A 17,574-nucleotide genomic window follows, 5' to 3' on the forward strand; every position below is an offset into this window, starting at 1 on the left:
TAATTAAAATTAATTTATGAGTTGCGAACATTAGTTAAGATATGAGTGATAAGATTCGTAGTTATTATTACTGATTTATTATCAATGCTTACAACTACATTATACGAGGGGGATGAACAATGGCCAAATTTAAAAGTCTTAAAACTGTTTTTTTAGCATCAGCTATAACTATTGGTGTATCAACATTAACATCTCAAAATGTAATTGCAGCAACACCAACTATTCAAACATATACTGTGAAAAGTGGGGATTGCTTATCTTTAATAGCGAAAAATTGCGGAATATCATTAAATGATTTAAGGAAAGCTAACAACAAATGGAATGACTCTGTTTTTCCTGGACAAGTGCTCAAAGTTTCAGGACAAGCTAGTTCTACAGTGCAACAACCGGCGCAATTGCCTAGCAATGCAGCAAAAACATATACTGTTAAGAGTGGAGATTGTTTATCTTCGATAGCGAAACAGTGTGGAATATCATTAAATAATTTAAGAAAAGTTAATGATAAGTGGAATGATTCCATTTATCCAGGACAAGTTTTGCAACTATCAGCAGCAAATAATTCCACACCCCAACCAACTGTACAGCCAGTGACGCAATTGCCTACTAATTCAGTAAAAACATATATTGTTAAGAGTGGAGATTGTTTGTCTTCAATAGCAAAACAGTGTGGAATATCATTAAATGATTTAAGAAAAGCTAATAACAAATGGAATGATTCTATCTCTCCAGGACAAGTTCTTAATTTAACTGGAACAATTACGTCTACACCGGTGCAAACTACTCCAGTGCAAGCAAATTCTGGGTCGATAAAATATACAGAAAGCGATTTAAACTTATTATCAAGATTAATAAGCGCTGAAGCACGAGGAGAATCTTACAATGGTCAGGTTGCTGTAGGGGCAGTAGTTGTGAATAGGGTCAAGAGCAGTTATTTTCCAAATTCAATTAGTGCGGTTATAAATCAACAAACAAATGGTAATTATCAATTTAGTGTAGTAAAAAATGGAAGTATTAATAATCCTGCACATGCAACTTCCTTAAAAGCTGCAGTTGCTGCACTTAGCGGAAGTGATCCAACAAATAACGCATTGTTTTTTTATGATGGTGTAGTTCCAAAAGCGTTGACTTCACCACAACCAGTTTCCGTAGTAATAGGAAATCTAACATTTGTATACTTAATAAAATAATGTATACATATATTTTAAGATGAATTAGTTTTAAGGAATATGTTAAATAAATGCATAATACTGCAGTACATAATAATCCATTTGCGCCTGTGAAAAAATACAGGCGCTTTATTTTGTTAAATGATTATGTTGAAATCCCTTTAACTATATTTTAAAAGAAAATGGGTAAACTATATAAAGTGGTGAGTACATACAGTGTAATTTATAATTGAAGGGAGAATTATTATGAATAAAAAATCAAAAAAACAATCATTGTTTGATGGAGGTTCAACCAGCAATAATGGCGGTGTAAATAGTAGTTTCACTGGTGCAACTTTGATGACTGAAGAAAAATTTGGTAATGAAATTAATGATACCCATCTTTTTAATAGTGTTTCAGGTTCTGATATGTCTAATGAACAAGGCAAAGTTGTTATTAAAAATAAAGGTGAAAAATAAAACTTACGCTAGAGTTAGATGTACTTAGGATGTAGAAAAGGTAAAAATACAATATTTTTGAGTGCAAAATCACATCGATTTTGCACTCTTTCTTGTTGGAAAAATAATCGAACTATAATTTATAGTTCGACTATTTTAATGATCCTGCTAAGACTTAAATTTACATAAACGTTATATGAATTAGACATTAATGTTATAATTATAAATATTAATGTTAATGTTGGTATAGGAGGGTGTAAGCATGAAAAAATTGGATTGGCGTTTAAAGTTTTCGGTATTATTAATAATTTTATCAGTAGGATTATATTCTTTTCACTATTATATTTTTAGGGATGCACATCATATATTTATTTATTTATTAGGTGAATTAGCGTTTTTACCTATTGAGGTTTTATTGGGATCCTTAATTATTGATGGGGTTATTAAAAAAAGAGAGACGGAAACTTTAGTAGAAAAACTAAATTTAATAATAGGTGTGTTTTTTAATGAAGTAGGAACTAATACATTAAAATATTTTACATCAATTGACTCAAATGTTAATGAAATTGCCAATTTTCTTATAGTTCAGCCAAGTTGGGAAGATAGAGATTTTAAAAAAGCATTAGAAAAATGTAAAAACTATGACTATAAAATTGAATTAAACAAAGTTGACTTAAACAAAATGAATGAATTTCTCCTAAATAAAAGGGAGTTTTTATTGAGATTATTAGAAAATCCAAATTTATTGGAACATGAAACTTTTACACATTTGTTAACTGCTGTTTTTCATTTACAGGATGAGTTGTCTTCAAGAAATTTATTAGAGCTGCATGATGATGAAAAAAAACATTTAGAAAATGATATGAAACGTGTCTATCAAGCAAGCACAAGTCAATGGGTTTTGTATATTAAGCATTTGAAAAATACATTTCCATACCTTTTCGTTACAGCACTTACAAATAACCCATTTGATAACATATCAAAGCACACTTATTTATACGTAAAGGGTCAGCCAACATCGTCCAAATAAAATAAGGTACTACTGACCAAGTAGTACCTTATATAAACACTATATTTTTAAATTATATAGTTTGAATAATTAACTCTTCTAAATCTAATCTCGGTCTTTGTGAGGCAATCTGATCGGGATAGCCTATTGGTAATAATGCTACCACATCATATCTTTCATCAAGTTTAAGAACTTCCTTTTTTACTATTAAACATCATAATCCAACAACTTCCAAGACCCAAGTCTACTGCTCTTAAAGCTATATGCTCAAGTGCTATTGCTGCATTTAAATTTAAGTATGATTTTAGGCTTTCCTCATCCATTTCCGTTAAAATCGCAAGACCAACTCCATGAGTAATATCATAAAATGCACTTAACTCATGTTCCATTGCACGAACGCTCCACTCCGTTTCTTTTCCATAACTTAAAAGACCATTTATAGCAAGACTTGAAGTCCACATTAAATTTGATCTTGCTTCATAATTAGTAGGGTCATCCATAGCTTTTTCACCATAATTTATACAAGTTTTAAGAAGGGCTTCTGCCATTCTATTTTGCATATATGCTTCATTAGTGTTACTGAAATATACTTCGAAAATATGACTCATTATATCTGCAGTACCTGCTGCTGTTTGGTTTTTAGGTACTGAGAATGTATTAGTAGGATCTAGTATTGAAAATTTAGGTGCCATACCTGGATTAAATGCGGGTAATTTCTCACTTGTAGAACTGTTTTAACTATTTATCAAATAAATATGAATTTATTACCGCTAAATACTCCCGAGCAAAGCAAGTGGGTACTAACATTGGATGAAGTGGAGCAGGGTAACCATATGCTTTTAATCCCTGCCTTTGGGCTAAGAATTTAGACCTTAATACATGGAAATTATTTGTTACAATGGTTACTTCTATATTTTCTTTTTTATCTACCTTTCTCAAGATTTCAGCAGTAAATTTCATATTTTCAAAAGTATTTACTGACTTTTCTTCCTTTATTATCTGATCTTTTGCTACTCCGTGTTTTATTAAAAATCTTTTCATAGCCTCTGCCTCAGTAATGCTTTCGCCAAAGCCACGTCCACCTGAAACCACTATTTTTACAGTGGGGTTTATTTCAATATATTCTAGGCTAGCATACAGCCTTTGAAAAAGTGCAATTGAAGGAACTTCGCCTCTAAGACCTGCTCCTAATATTATTAAATAATCACTTTTTTGTTTGTTTTTTATTATAGCTGATTGAATAATTAAACTTTCTATAATTACAACAGAAACGAGTACTATTGAAAAACATAATTTTATTACTGTTTTAATCTTGCCGGGTCTTATTAATATATAATCTTTTTTGTTTTTTCTTTGATATAAACCTAGTGTTATTAATAATAATCCCAGAGCTAGATAAAACTCTGCAAAAGTTATAATTCCTCCAAATATTATAGTTCCTATGAAATATAGTTCACATAATATACCGAAAAATAAGTATATCGTCCCTTTAGTTTTCAATATTTATTACCCCCTTTAAAATCTTAATAAAATTCCAATAAATGAAATATTATCCAAATACTTACCACTAGTATAACATTATTTGCTTATCAATTAGAACTCAATTGGTGTAGTATATAAGATATATATCAATTGATTTTAGTAAATATGAAGGCTGGGAGGAGTTAAATTTGAATAAGAGTGATTTAAAACGAAATTTATTTATGCTTAATGGATCATTATCTGAAAAAGGTTATGATTGGTGGTGGCACAATTTTACAGGTTATAATCATGAAACTGGAGAAGCAAAGACTTTTTTTATTGAATACTTTGTATGCAACCCCGCTTTGGGCGGAAATAAGGCTATTTTAGGACAACTTTCAGAAAATCAAGCTAAACATATTAAGCCATCATATGCACTAGTTAAAGTAGGAGCGTGGGGAAAAAATGCTAAGCAGATTCACAATTTTTATCCAATCTCGGAGTTTTCTTGTACTAATAACGTTTTGAATGTAAAAATGGGAGAAAACACATTGAGTGAAACACATATGAAAGGAAAATGTATTATTACATCTAAAGAAGTATTAGATCATCCAGAATATATGTGTGATGCTGGAGTAATGAGTTGGGACATTAATATCAATAAAAAAATTGCTTATAATGTTGGATATGGAGCTTGCGCGCCTTTACGGAAAATGAATGCTTTTGAAATGTTTTGGCATGCAGAGGGTATCAAAACAGAATATGATGGAGTGGTTATTTTAGATGGAGTGAAATATGATATTATCTCTCGAAAATCTTACGGGTATGCAGACAAAAACTGGGGCAGTGATTTTACTTCGCCATGGTTGTGGATTAGTAGTTGCAATATGAAAAGTTTAGTTACCGGAAAAGTCCTAAATAATTCTGCGGTTGAAGCTGGAGGGGGTAGACCTAAAGTGTTAGGTTTAGAGCTAGATAGAAAGGTTTTGATGGGAATGTATTATGAAGGCAAAATGTATGAATACAATTTTTCAAAGTTTTGGACAAACTCGAAAGTGAAGTTTGAATTTAGTGAGGGTGAAGAGATAAACAGTTGGAAAGTGAATGCAAGTAACAAAGATTCAGTTATAGATCTCAGACTTTCGTGTCCTAAAGATGAAATGTTATTAATAAACTATGAATCACCAAACGGTCAAAAACTACACAATAGGTTATGGAATGGAGGTACTGGTTATGGAGAAATTGAGCTATATCAAAAGGAAGGTCAGAAAGTGATTCTAATTGACCGCATAGAAATTAAGAATGTTGGGTGTGAGTATGGAGAGTATTCTATTATAAATGAAGAATAATAGAAATTATAAGAAAATGAGTTTAGATAATCTGCCTGTTATTAAGTATATTGGTAATTAACCGATAATATAATAAGATAAATTAATAACAAGAAGGAGGAAGCATTCACATATATGAATATTATTGGAATTAAAGGGAGCGCAACTTCAAGTTATACAGTTACAAATGATCTACAAAAAACAGATAGTAAAATTAATGAGAATAGCAAAACTTCAAAAGAACAAGCTGTAACACAAGTTTTAGGAACTGATACATTTGTTAAATCTACAGAAAACGATGTGGAAGATACAACGTATAAACTCGTGAAAAAGAAGCTTTCTACAGAAGAAATTAAAGAGATAAAAGTAGAACAAGAAAATGTGAAAATAGAATTTATAAAAAAGTTTATAGCTGATACAATAAATAATCAGAATAAGTTATTAGGCAAATCAACTGAAAATGGGATTAGTGAAATGCCAAAAGAAACTACGGATTTACTCACTAAAATATTTGGATCTGTAGAAAATGCATACCCACAAATGGCAACAACTTCTGAGGGCGCAAAAGAGGCAATAGAAGAAGGCGGCGCATACTCTGTTACCGGGGTAGCGGATCGTATTATGACTATGGCAATGTCAATAGCAGGAGATGATCCTGCCAAAATACAACAAATGAGAGATGCAGTAGAAAAAGGATTTTCAGAGGCTGGATTAGATTTTAATAAGGCGACAAATAGTGACTTACCACAGATTTGTAAAGATACTTGCAGCGAGGTAATGAGTAGATTTGATAAGTTGCTGAATAAAACAAGTACTACTAATTAATTATTTAGTTGATGGAAATAAAAAAAGTATATTTATAAAAATGCCTCAAAATAATTTTGAGGCAATTTTATTTTAGAATAAGTCAAAATCTATTAATTTGGATAGTCGAAGTATTTAATTATTCATTAACTCATGCAGAATATCAGGATAATTAGTGATAATACCATCAACCTTCATATCTAAGAAAAATTTCATCTGCTTTTCATCATTTACGGTGAATACATTTATCTTAACCCTGTGCTTTTGGGACCTTTTTATTACTTCTTCATTTAGTGCATTGAAATGTGGGTGAATAGCATTAGCCCCTAAAGTTTTCGCATAATTATATGGCTTATAAAGCCCCTCCATATATAATACTCCGGTACTAATTTCCTTAGATATTTTATGACACTTAGCCATGGAGTAATGATTAAAACCTGAAAATATAACTTTGCATTCCATCCTATGTTTATGAATTAAATCAATAAGTTTTTGTTCAATGCCTTCATACATAACTATTCCATTTTTAAGTTCAAAGTTAATAATAATATTTTTATCCTTAGTTAATAAGAGTAACTCCTCAACAGTGGGAATTTTAAGTCCTGTAAATTCTTTGCCTTTCCAGCATCCGGCATCTAATTTATTTAGTTCATTATAAGGATAATCCTTCACAAATCCTTTTCCATTTGTTGTCCTATCTACTAATTCATCGTGAATAAGTACTAATACACCATCCTTTGTTAACTGTACATCTGTTTCTATACCGGTGCATCCCATTTCTATTGCTTTTTCAAATGAAAGCATTGTGTTTTCTGGATAATATGCACTAGCACCTCTGTGAGCATAATTTATTGTCATAATATTATCCCCCTTAAATTTTATTTAACTCTTTGGTAAGTTTAAATATACTGACAGCACAAGCTTTCTCTGATATGTCACAAAAGATACCTTTTCTGTTTAATCTTAAGGTCTCGAGTGAAGTGGTACCACCACCCAAGAAAAAATCTCCCACTGTGTCACCCTCATTACTACTTACTTGTATTATTCTTTTTAAAACAGCGTTTGGTTTTGGTGTGTCATAGCTTTGAGCTGTGTCAACTCTACTATATGTGTCCAGCATTTCTGCAGCATTCCACAGGTTACCAACAGGAATGTTAAACGTCTTTCTATAAGGCAAATCATTTATAAGAACAAGTTCTTTACTAGATCCCAGTTCAACAAGTTTAGACTTAGGAACTAACCAATGTTTATCATGTAACCTTGGATTAAAATTAAAATCATCACATTTAAATTCAAAATTTCTACCATCTAAAATACCATTTTCAAATAATGGAACTATTCTAAGTTTATCTCCTTTAATCTCGTTAAAAGTAAAGTTATACTGGTCTTTAGTGTAATACAAAATTACATCCATTTGGCTATCATAGTTTTCAACAAAATCCCTAGTTCCAGAGTGTTGACGGTATATTCTATTTCTAAAATGCTTAAAACCAAAAATTTCATCCAATAATACTCTTATATATGAATCAATTCGCCAATTACAGTGAATATATATTGAACCAGTTTCTGATAAAACTCTGTGCATTTCTTTTAGTCTTGGTCTGTACCAAGAAACGGCTTCTTCTGGTGAACCTAAGTTATCTTTATAATCATCGAATGTTTTACCAGAATTGTATAATATATCACAATATATTAAGTTTACACTATTAGACTCTAGACCGCTTAAGACTTCTATGTTGTCACCTTTATATATTTGTATATGATACTTATCAAATTTCAATTCTATTGCCATATCTGTGTATCCCCCTCAAAACTAATATAGATATATGATTTTATACTTATTCCTTAATAATACCAATTATATCATTATATTTACATTTTAAGTCTATCTATTGAGTTTATCTTACATATAAAAAAAGAGCCGATTAGAATACATCAGCTCTTTTAGGAAGTTATATTAAATTTATATTAATTAAAGGGGGCTCTAATTAAAAAAATCAATTGCTTTCTATATACTTATAATAACAATTCACTGTGTCATTATGGTGACAAAATTAAGAATTAATTGTAAAGAATATGAGATACATAATCTATTTCTCATACAATTCTATAGGTAAATTATCTGGGTCACTAAAGAAAGTGAATTTTTTACTTGTAATCTCATCAATCCTAATCTTCTCAGTGATTATATTTTTATCAGTTAGTTCTTTTATTGCGTCATCAATGTTGTCTACCTCAAAAGCAAGATGCCTTAGTCCTCTTGATTCAGGATAACTCGATCTTTCAGGCGAATTAGGAAAAGAAAATAATTCGATTTGATATTCAGGCCCAACAGCTAAGTCGAGCTTATATGATTGCCTTTCTTTTCTGTATATTTCCTTAATGATTTTTAAACCTAGAATCTGGACATAAAATTCTTTGGATTTTTCATAATTTGAACAGATAATAGCTATATGGTGAATTTTATTTAATTTCATTATTATATCCTCCATGTGTTATATTTTGTAAGTGCTTTTAAAGCAAATAAAAAGAATCGATTAGTTACATCGATTCTCTTAATAGTATATATTAAATTTATATTTAATTAAAGGGGGACTCTAATTAAAAATCAATTATTATCTATGTATTAATTATAACAAGTATTTGTGTCATTAAAGTGACGAAACTAAGAATTAATTGTAAATTATGAGCTATTTTATTTATAATGTTAATAATGTTCTATATATTTAGATGAAAATTGAATTAGTATAGATTTTGTAGTATTATGTATATATAATATTTTTTAGCGGTTGGACAAACTGAGGTCTAGTTTGATTCCGAGAAATTTGTTTCTAGGGTGGGAAACTCTTATTAGAGTTTCCCACCTTTTTTGTTTTTTTATTTTTTAATGCTTAAATTTATTAATAGAATCATTTGGTGTATAAGTGTGTGCATTAAATATTTAATGGAGGTAATAATATGGAGGCCCAAGATATACTTGTAGTTGTTCTTTGCGTAATAATGGTTTCAGGATTTGTTTATGTTAATTTTATTTTTCCAAAACAAGTTGAAAAAGAAAAAAAACTAAAAAAAGAAAATGAGATAAATAAAAAATAGGTGATTAAGTTCTACATAATTAATATATATTAATGACTCCTACAAATACCTTTAATAGGTTTTCACGGGAGTTTTTAATCAAATAAAGAAAGTTGAGTGTTTCCATATCCTAGCGTGTACCCCTTGATGATATCTTCCATTTTATAGAGCAAACCATATAATCGGTGGGAGTTAATAAGTTCCAAAGCACCTCTGGTTAAGCGGTATTCTTTTTCATATGGATTGTAGGGATCACTCATTGAACCTGTAGCAATTACGCCGGTTTTACGTTTGGATTTAAGATCACGTTCAATTATGGATAGGGTATTAACCTTGGCCCTTATTTCATCAAAATTATCTATATGATAACAGTCACTGCGGCTATCACAATAAATACATCCATGGCAACAACCTTTATATATATTCATATTATAATTATGACCAAACCAACGATCATTAGTATTGGAGTAATTAGAGATAATTTTTTTTGCTGGAATAAATCTCATATTACGGAGTTTTCAATTTCAACCTTATACCTCAATTTAAACTTTATACCTCAATTTCAACTTTATACCTCAATACTGTTTTAAGCTTTAGGGGCTCGATTCTACGAGGGTCTGAAAGGTATATTTCTCGATGTTTTAAAGAAATTCTTTTATACCCATTATTATTACAAAACTGATCCATCATTTCAAAGCTTGTGGGCTCAGTAGCGTAGCTTCCTAAATGAAGCATTTGGCAACATAAACCCTCAGCTATCGTAGTATATTCAATTTTATCAAGATAGATGTTTGGCTTTTTATTTTTTGTTTGAGATATAAATTGTTTAAATAAATCGATAGTTAAAAAATCAGGCTGACGTATCATAATTTTATATTTAAAGTTGCTTTTATCAGTGGATGGCAATGTTTTATCAACTAAATCCCATACACCTTCAAGAGGGAATACAGTGTAATCATAATAATCATTAGGAATATTATCGCTTTTGTATGACATCTTCACTGCATAACTAAAACTGTAAAGTGCAGAAGTGGCAAGTGCAAATTGATCGTTATTTGGATCTCCAGTGCCGTTAATTATAACAAAATTTATTGAAGGTACGCGAATGATAGATGGTGTTTTTTTAGGAACATATAAGTCCTTATAAGCTTTTTTATATTCTAATTTAGCCATTATTTATGCCTCTTTTCCTTTTATACTTAAGTTAGTATATCATTTTTAAATTGACAACAGTATGTCATGTTATAAATATTAAATAAATTATAAAGTATTTTATTAAAAGGGTAAATATAGGATATAATGTATACATATAATATGCTAATTAAAAAGTTTTAAAAAATGAATAAGAGGGGATTTTATGAATAAAAAAATGAAATTTGTTATATCATCTGTAATTATAATTCTAATTGTATGTTTATTTTCACTAGGTAGCATAGCTCAATTTGTTATTAATATTGAGTGGTTTAAAAAAGTAGGGTATCTTTCGGTATACTTTACAAAGATACTTACAGTATCTAAACTTATGGTACCTATTTTTATACTAAGTTATGTTGGTATATGGTTATACTATAAGAGCATCAAAAAGAGTATAATCCACTTGAAAAAAGTAGTTGAGGTAAATACAAAAAAAACAGCAATTGAAAATAAGATTTTTATTGCTTCCAATTTAATTTTTTCCTTAATATTTTCTTTTGTTTTTGCATCTACACATTGGAATATGCTTCTTCAATTTATAAATGCAGTTAGTTTTAATGTGAAAGATCCTATTTTTAACATGGATGTATCTTTCTATATTTTCAAACTTCCATTAATAGTATCTCTATATAGATTTGTAATGTCGCTATTAGTATTCATGGTTATTATTAAAGTAGTAGTTTTCTTTGTATTTAAAGCAAAGGATAGTGTTTATGTAGGGAAATTATCAAATCCTTTTCAACATTTCAAGGAATTTGGTAAGGAACTTTATATATTCGAAGGAAGACAGCTTGCAATAATATCTTCACTTATAGCGCTTTTCCTATCACTAGGATTTTTAATAAATTCATTTAATTTAGTGTATAGCCCTAGGGGTGTTGCATACGGAGCAAGCTATACGGATGTTCATGTTACATTACTATTTTATAAAGTATCTATTGTGGCTTGTGTACTTGCAGCAGTAGTAATCTTTATGAGTGTTTTAGGAAAAAAGGTAAAGCCTATAGTAATTTCAATTATTGCTATGATATTAATAAGCGTTGTAGAGGGAATAACAGCAGTTGTAGTTCAAAGCAGTATTGTAATGCCAAATGAAAAGCAATTAGAAAAACCATATATTCAAAATAATATTAATTATACAAAAAAAGCATTTAATATAGATAATATAACTACAACAACATTCAATGTGAAAAACGATTTGAAACAAGAGGATGTTTCAGATAATCAGAAGACGATAAATAATATTAGAATAAATTCAACTAAGCAGGCACTCGAATTTTATAATCAAGTTCAAATATTAAGATATTACTATAATTTTAGTGATATAGATGTAGATAGATATAAAATAAACAATAAGTATAGTCAGGTGTTTCTTGCAGCAAGAGAAATAGATTCAAAATCATTAACTCCAAAGACTTGGCAAAATACTCACATGATTTATACACATGGATATGGTGTTGTAATGAGTAATGTAAATAAAGTTACGCAAGAAGGCCAGCCTGATTTTGTAATTAAAGATATGCCTATTGCAAACAGCACAAATATTAAATTAACTAATCCAAGAATTTATTTTGGTGAACAAACAGATGAGTATGCATTAGTAAATACTAATGTAAGTGAATTTGACTATCCTCAAGGTGAATCTAACAAAATAACAAATTATGACGGGAAAGCCGGAATTGAGATGAATTTGGCTAATAAACTTCTGTTTGCAATAAATAATGGAGAATTAAATTTTCTATTATCTAGGGATATTAAGAGTACAAGTAAAATACTTATTAATAGAAATGTAGTTGAAAGGGCAAAGACTATAGCTCCATTTTTAACTTATGACAAAGATCCATATGTTGTTATAAGTGGAGGAAAATTGTACTATATAATTGATGCTTACACTACATCAACTAAATATCCGTACTCGCAACCACAAGGTGGAGTAAACTATATTCGGAATTCAGTTAAAGTTGTAATTGATGCTTATGATGGAACTACCAATTTTTATATAGCAGATGCAACTGATCCAATTGTGTTAACTTATTCAAAAATGTTCCCTAAGCTTTTTAAGAGTATATCAGATGTTCCCGCTGACTTAAAAGCACATTTTAGATATCCATCTGATATATTTAATATTCAAAGCGCGGTCCTTGGAAAATATCATGTAACTGATCCTGGAGTCTTTTATAGTGGTGAAGATATTTGGGATGTTTCTAAAAATGCAACATCTGTAGGTGGGGAAGTTAAAACTACGGTTCCGCCATACCTTGTAGAAAAATTACCAGGAACAGACAGTGAAGAAATGGTACTTCAACAATATTTTAATATAAAGGATAAATATAATATGACAGCAATATTAGGGGCTAGAATGGATGTGGGAAATTATGGTAAGCTATTCCTGAATAAATTCCCAGCATCAGAAACAACAGTTTATAGTCCGTTCCTATTTAAGCAGAGGATAAGTCAAGATACTACAATTTCAGCTCAGCTTTCTTTATGGAACACAGGTGGGTCTGAAGTGCAGTATGGAGATACCGTAATTTTACCGATAAAGAACTCACTTCTTTATATTGAACCTCTTTATTTAAGAGCTAGTGGGGCAAATAGTATTCCAGAAATGAAAAAAATAATAATTTCTTACAACAGTAAGCTCTTGATGGTAGATAATATTGAAAGTGGATTACAGCAGATATTTAACTTTAAGGCACCAAATACAGTAGTTAAAGGTGGAGAGAGTACTACTACAACTCCATTAAGCGAAACTAATATTAAACAAATTAAGCAGGCAAATGATTTATATAATAAGGCACTTGAAGCTCAAAAAAACCTAGATTGGGCACAATATGGAGAATATATCAAACAACTTGGAACGCTTCTAAAACAATTAGATAAATAAAATATAAAAACAGATACAATTTTATATCTGTTTTTTATAGGATATACAATAATTATATAAAGGGGAAATGAAGTTTTGGAAAAGGATAAACTACAAGGACATATTTTGGAAGTTATTAATAATCAATTGAGGGTTAATAACCCTAAATGTACAAATGAAGTTTTTAAAAAATTAATAGGACTTGGGTATGAAGAAGATATTGCAAAAAAGATGATTGGAGCAATTTTAGTAGGAGAACTATACAATGTTCTGAAAAATGAGGAGCTATTTAATGAAGAAAGGTATAGTAATAATTTACATGAATTATTACTATAATAATCAAGGAAGGTAATATAAATTCTAATTTTTATTTTTAACAAAACAATCATTGGACTGTACTTTTAAAACGTCGGATTCAAGTATAAATTCTGTCACATAACTCCTAATCCTGACTAAGGTGTAATTGGCTAATATTTAATCCTAAGTTTATTGCAGGATTCATTAGAGTACCATCTAAATTAATCAATTTATTAAATTTGATATCGGGGAAGTCAGTTACTAAGTTAGCTATTATTCCACCACCCAAATCTTTTATTGATTGGTGTGTAAAATTAATAAAGGAGTGAGGGTATGAAGTATGAGTATATGGTGATTAGAGTTAAAAACATTCCAAGATTTAATGATACTATAAGGTTACAAGAAGAACTCAATAATTTTGGAGAGCAAGGTTGGAACTTGTAGAATTTGCTTTCCCACCACAAATAGGTAGCGGTTGGATGTCTAAACAAGATATAGATTCGGTAATATTCAAAAGGCAAGTTGAAAACAAAACGAAAGTCTAGCATAAATGCTAGGCTTTCATCATTTTAGATACTTGCTCCACTTGCTTTCGTTTTCCTCATACCACTTTATTGTTTTAATAATACCATCCTCGAGAGTTATTCTAGGACTCCAGCCCAATTCAGTATGAATCTTTGTTATATCAGCAGTAGGTGACCACATTTCATTTTTTCTATATTCTACTGCACCGTATACGGGGATTCTATCTGTTTTCATACTTTTAAATATCATGTCCACATAGTATTTTAGAGGAAAGAGACTTCCACTAGCTATATTGAAAATAGTAGACTTTAATTTGCATTTTGCTGATAATATCAATCCATCAATTATATTTTCAATATAACAGTAATCTCTTAATTGTTGACATGAGGTTAGCTTAACATCTTTATCCTCAAGTATTGATAGTATTATATGAGAAAAAAGCTTATGCCTATCTTCTCCTTCACCAAAAATGCCAAAGGGTCTTAAGGTTATAATATCGATATTGTTTTCTCGGGCAATCTGATGAGCCGTTATAGTAGCGGCGGCTTTAGAGCTTCCATAGATACTCACAGGTTCAGGGTTCATATCTTCCTTCATAAGATCTTTTTTATCGCCATATTCAGCGCAACTGCCTATATTAATAAATCTTTTGCAACAATTGTCTTTTAATGCATTCAAGAGGTTAATGGTTCCTAAAATATTAATATTTGCAGCTTTAATATATTCATGTTGTGCCGAGTTTACGCCGTAAGCCGCTAGATGGAATACCATTTCAGGACATATATCCTTTATATATATTCCAACTTTAGTGTTATCAGTTATATCCACCTCATATATTGAAATGTCCTTTAATTCATCATGAAGTCTCCAGGTTTGGGTTCCCTGTCTTCCTATAACAAATACCTCCGCACCTTCAGTCAATAACCTCTTGACTAGGTGAGATCCCATAAATCCAAATCCACCAGTTACTAATATCCTCTTACAAGTAAGACTGACTTCTTCCATATTCTATACCTCCCGGTTTAAATATGACATATACGATTATAATTCAAATAGGTTTTTAGCGTTAATAACCGGTTGAGAGCTAAATAGTTCTTTTAAATCAACTAGGCCAGATGACTTCAATATTTCCATTGATCTTTGTAAAGCAATTAAATAAGGGGTATATATACTATCAATTATTTCTTTGCTGAAAAATAGGGGATCAAGCTTCCATAAGTCGAAAGTAGATTCATCAAATATATGCATACTTCCAAAATGATAAACTATAAGCTTAGATCCATCAATTTTAATAGTATTATTTTCATTAGAAACTTTATAATTATTATTAATAATTAGGTTCCAAGGAGCTGCATCTATACCTAGGTCATCTAGAATTTTTATACTGTAAAATAAGTTTGGAATCTGATCCAAATATTTCTGATCTCCCCATCTCTCCATTTCGATATCAGGTTCATCGAAGCACCAATCTATACATTTATTCTTCCACCATTCTAATATGGCTAGGCTGCTGACTCTGTTTCTAAATCCTAAAAATCCTGCCTGAAAGCGTCCGTGGATTTTTTCGAATTCAGGATAATCCCTCTGTGGGCAAATTAGTGTATCGTAATTTTTCCATTGATCAAAAATCACATTGGGGTCAGAAAAAAAGAATATATCTGCATCACAATAAACCACAGAATCTATACCGTATTTCTCTAAAATAAAAAGAATCAATGGGGCCTTAATAGTCCAACAATATTCCTGCATACTTCTACCTTGTTTAATGTTAATCAATTGAGCATCTTCTACTTCGTTTACCTTAATAATTGTCATATTTTCGAGTTTCAAATTACTTAAGACATAAAACGAAATTTCATCCATGCAGCACACAAATAAATTAAAATTGTTGACTTTATCTTTTAGTGAAGTATAAAGTGCCATACATTGCAACAAATATTCACTACTTGTTATAGTACAAAAGCTATAAAAATCATTGTAGATAGCCATAGCTAAAGTTAGAGGTGAATATTTAAATAATGTTTGTGCTTCTCTTGGATCCGATCTATTAAATAAACCCTCTTTATTTTCATTTAGATAGGTTTTTATAATATTAATTGCATTTCTTAGGTTTTCAATATATGGTATATAAATATAAGATTTAATGGCTGAACTCAGTGATAAATAATTAAAAGTCCATAAGTCGTAATCATCTTCGTTAAATATTGAGAGACATGCAAAGTGATATGCTATTAACTTATCACCTTCAATAAAAATTTCATTATTTTGCGAGCTAATATTAAAATTATTATTATATATCGTATTCCATGGTGCGGCATCTACTCCCAGATTATTTGAGATCTTTACACTTGAAAACATACCAGGAATTTGGTCTAGATATTTCTGATCCCCCCATCTTCCTGTTTCAGGATCAGGTTGTCCATAACACCACTCAATACATTTCCTATTCCACCAATTAACACAGTTAAGTCCTTGTGTATCCTTTTTAAATCCTATGAAGCCTGCTTGAAATTTACCGTACATGTTGTGAACCCATTCAAGATCTCTTTGAGGGCATAAAAATATTGAAGATTCACCCCATTCATCAAAAACCATCTGTGGATCTGAAAAGAAGAACATATCACTGTCGCAATAAATTATCGAGTGTATGCTAAAATGCATAAGCACATAGCGAATAACGGCAGCTTTTAAAGTCCAGCAATATTCGTTGATTTTTCTGGTGTTTTTTATAGCGAGTAGCTGCTGGTCTTCTAATGTACTTAAATGAATAAGAGAAGCATTTTTAAGATTAATAGTTGAAAGAGAGGAGTAGATATCCTCATCTATACAACAAATCCAAAGATGAAAATTTTTACTGTGCCTTTCAAGCGAATGGTAAAAAGCTAGGATTTTTATTAAATAATCCTTGCTTACTATTGTACAAAAACAACATTGGCTAGAATTTCCTGCGTGGTCGTCTATGACATCTATTTCAGTATATTTTGCTACATCTTTTGCTGTATTGTCTTCAATAGTTTCATTTTTATACTCATATACGTTATCTTCATATACTTTTTCATCTGTTGTATTTATTTCAATAATTTCTTCTTCATGTTTATTATCTTCCTTATAATCTTCTACTTTTACGACTTTTCCTTTGTGCTTATCACTGTGTTTTTTATTAGATTTTTTATCTTTGTTTTTCTTACTGTCGTTATCTTTTTTCTTCTTCTTATCATTATTATTACTATTACTATATTTTTTTGTATCATTATTTTCATTTTTATCTTTATTAGAATTAGAGTTACCTTTAGAAAAGAAATCGTAAATTTCGTCCCAATTATCCATACTTAGTTTACTCCCTTCCGTACCTCATTTCTTAAATTGAATATCAAATAGTTTCGACTTCTGCCGAGTAAATCTATAGCTTGG

The 17,574-nt window shown here is 30.2% G+C and carries 15 protein-coding genes, 2 pseudogenes and 1 other annotated feature; of the genes and pseudogenes, 8 read left to right on the forward strand and 9 right to left on the reverse strand.

Features of this window, described 5'->3' with window-relative positions; all coding sequences use genetic code 11:
• Positions 1-119 precede the first annotated feature (119 nt).
• From KPL55_RS00005 to KPL55_RS00015, 3 genes are all read left to right on the forward strand, one after another.
• The gene (locus KPL55_RS00005) at positions 120-1,187 is read left to right on the forward strand and encodes a LysM peptidoglycan-binding domain-containing protein (protein ID WP_216304659.1); all 1,068 of its coding nucleotides are present in this window, start codon (positions 120-122) and stop codon (positions 1,185-1,187) included.
• A gap of 225 nt (positions 1,188-1,412) precedes the next feature.
• Complete coding sequence (locus KPL55_RS00010; RefSeq protein WP_216304660.1) at positions 1,413-1,625, forward strand: hypothetical protein; 213 nt, start codon at positions 1,413-1,415, stop codon at positions 1,623-1,625.
• 241 nt (positions 1,626-1,866) lie between these two features.
• A complete protein-coding gene (locus KPL55_RS00015; protein WP_216304661.1) occupies positions 1,867-2,634 on the forward strand; it encodes an MJ1433 family protein in 768 nt (255 codons plus the stop codon).
• Positions 2,635-2,939: 305 nt separating this feature from the next.
• Here the strand turns inward: KPL55_RS00015 and KPL55_RS00020 are convergent.
• Positions 2,940-3,347: pseudogene (locus KPL55_RS00020) on the reverse strand (NADH-dependent alcohol dehydrogenase); the annotation flags it as partial.
• A 4-nt stretch (positions 3,348-3,351) separates the two neighbouring features.
• Positions 3,352-4,113: a YdcF family protein gene (locus KPL55_RS00025; RefSeq protein ID WP_216304662.1), complete on the reverse strand. Its 762-nt coding sequence runs from the start codon at positions 4,111-4,113 to the stop codon at positions 3,352-3,354.
• Positions 4,114-4,283: 170 nt separating this feature from the next.
• Here KPL55_RS00025 and KPL55_RS00030 point away from each other — a divergent pair, with 170 nt between their 5' ends.
• Complete coding sequence (locus KPL55_RS00030) at positions 4,284-5,423, forward strand: tocopherol cyclase family protein (RefSeq protein WP_216304663.1); 1,140 nt, start codon at positions 4,284-4,286, stop codon at positions 5,421-5,423.
• A gap of 114 nt (positions 5,424-5,537) precedes the next feature.
• Positions 5,538-6,227: a hypothetical protein gene (locus KPL55_RS00035; protein ID WP_216304664.1), complete on the forward strand. Its 690-nt coding sequence runs from the start codon at positions 5,538-5,540 to the stop codon at positions 6,225-6,227.
• Positions 6,228-6,341: 114 nt separating this feature from the next.
• Here KPL55_RS00035 and KPL55_RS00040 read toward each other — a convergent pair whose 3' ends face one another.
• From KPL55_RS00040 to gloA2, 3 genes are all read right to left on the reverse strand, one after another.
• The gene (locus KPL55_RS00040; RefSeq protein WP_216304665.1) at positions 6,342-7,064 is read right to left on the reverse strand and encodes a glycerophosphodiester phosphodiesterase; all 723 of its coding nucleotides are present in this window, start codon (positions 7,062-7,064) and stop codon (positions 6,342-6,344) included.
• 13 nt (positions 7,065-7,077) lie between these two features.
• A complete protein-coding gene (locus tag KPL55_RS00045; RefSeq protein ID WP_216304666.1) occupies positions 7,078-7,998 on the reverse strand; it encodes a DNA methyltransferase in 921 nt (306 codons plus the stop codon).
• Between the two features lie 298 nt (positions 7,999-8,296).
• A complete protein-coding gene (gloA2, locus tag KPL55_RS00050) occupies positions 8,297-8,683 on the reverse strand; it encodes an SMU1112c/YaeR family gloxylase I-like metalloprotein (protein ID WP_216304667.1) in 387 nt (128 codons plus the stop codon).
• 310 nt (positions 8,684-8,993) lie between these two features.
• Positions 8,994-9,052: a sequence feature (sodium ion sensor (DUF1646 type); this cis-regulatory element may regulate processes involved in with the transportation of sodium ions), on the forward strand.
• A gap of 112 nt (positions 9,053-9,164) precedes the next feature.
• On the opposite strand from gloA2, the gene KPL55_RS00055 reads away from it, so the two are divergent.
• Entirely contained in the window at positions 9,165-9,302 is a 138-nt protein-coding gene (locus KPL55_RS00055) for a hypothetical protein (RefSeq protein ID WP_216304668.1), read from the forward strand.
• A 125-nt stretch (positions 9,303-9,427) separates the two neighbouring features.
• On the opposite strand, the pseudogene KPL55_RS00060 reads toward KPL55_RS00055, so the two are convergent.
• A pseudogene (locus KPL55_RS00060) lies at positions 9,428-9,787 on the reverse strand (SPL family radical SAM protein); the annotation flags it as partial.
• Between the two features lie 43 nt (positions 9,788-9,830).
• Positions 9,831-10,454 (reverse strand): GyrI-like domain-containing protein, encoded by a 624-nt coding sequence (locus KPL55_RS00065; protein WP_216304669.1) that lies wholly within the window; start codon positions 10,452-10,454, stop codon positions 9,831-9,833.
• A 184-nt stretch (positions 10,455-10,638) separates the two neighbouring features.
• On the opposite strand from KPL55_RS00065, the gene KPL55_RS00070 reads away from it, so the two are divergent.
• Together KPL55_RS00070 and KPL55_RS00075 are read left to right on the forward strand one after the other, a co-directional pair.
• Positions 10,639-13,362, forward strand: a complete 2,724-nt coding sequence (locus KPL55_RS00070; RefSeq protein ID WP_216304670.1) for a UPF0182 family protein — start codon at positions 10,639-10,641, stop codon at positions 13,360-13,362.
• Between the two features lie 75 nt (positions 13,363-13,437).
• Entirely contained in the window at positions 13,438-13,677 is a 240-nt protein-coding gene (locus tag KPL55_RS00075) for a hypothetical protein (RefSeq protein ID WP_216304671.1), read from the forward strand.
• Between the two features lie 525 nt (positions 13,678-14,202).
• On the opposite strand, the gene KPL55_RS00085 is transcribed toward KPL55_RS00075, so the two are convergent.
• Positions 14,203-15,168 (reverse strand): NAD-dependent epimerase/dehydratase family protein, encoded by a 966-nt coding sequence (locus tag KPL55_RS00085; protein WP_216304672.1) that lies wholly within the window; start codon positions 15,166-15,168, stop codon positions 14,203-14,205.
• 36 nt (positions 15,169-15,204) lie between these two features.
• The gene (locus KPL55_RS00090) at positions 15,205-17,490 is read right to left on the reverse strand and encodes a glycosyl transferase (RefSeq protein ID WP_216304673.1); all 2,286 of its coding nucleotides are present in this window, start codon (positions 17,488-17,490) and stop codon (positions 15,205-15,207) included.
• Positions 17,491-17,574: the final 84 nt, after the last annotated feature.

It is taken from the genome of Clostridium lacusfryxellense, assembly GCF_018861735.1.
Lineage (GTDB): Bacteria > Bacillota > Clostridia > Clostridiales > Clostridiaceae > Clostridium_AD > Clostridium_AD lacusfryxellense.

Coding starts and splice junctions, on each gene's coding strand:
- KPL55_RS00065 (WP_216304669.1), bottom strand. CDS start 10,454: ATGGCTAAATTAGAATATAAAAAAGCTTATAAGGACTTATATGTTCCT.
- KPL55_RS00010 (WP_216304660.1), top strand. CDS start 1,413: ATGAATAAAAAATCAAAAAAACAATCATTGTTTGATGGAGGTTCAACC.
- KPL55_RS00015 (WP_216304661.1), top strand. CDS start 1,867: ATGAAAAAATTGGATTGGCGTTTAAAGTTTTCGGTATTATTAATAATT.
- KPL55_RS00005 (WP_216304659.1), top strand. CDS start 120: ATGGCCAAATTTAAAAGTCTTAAAACTGTTTTTTTAGCATCAGCTATA.
- KPL55_RS00035 (WP_216304664.1), top strand. CDS start 5,538: ATGAATATTATTGGAATTAAAGGGAGCGCAACTTCAAGTTATACAGTT.
- KPL55_RS00070 (WP_216304670.1), top strand. CDS start 10,639: ATGAATAAAAAAATGAAATTTGTTATATCATCTGTAATTATAATTCTA.
- KPL55_RS00040 (WP_216304665.1), bottom strand. CDS start 7,064: ATGACAATAAATTATGCTCACAGAGGTGCTAGTGCATATTATCCAGAA.
- KPL55_RS00085 (WP_216304672.1), bottom strand. CDS start 15,168: ATGGAAGAAGTCAGTCTTACTTGTAAGAGGATATTAGTAACTGGTGGA.
- KPL55_RS00045 (WP_216304666.1), bottom strand. CDS start 7,998: ATGGCAATAGAATTGAAATTTGATAAGTATCATATACAAATATATAAA.
- KPL55_RS00090 (WP_216304673.1), bottom strand. CDS start 17,490: ATGGATAATTGGGACGAAATTTACGATTTCTTTTCTAAAGGTAACTCT.
- gloA2 (WP_216304667.1), bottom strand. CDS start 8,683: ATGAAATTAAATAAAATTCACCATATAGCTATTATCTGTTCAAATTAT.
- KPL55_RS00055 (WP_216304668.1), top strand. CDS start 9,165: ATGGAGGCCCAAGATATACTTGTAGTTGTTCTTTGCGTAATAATGGTT.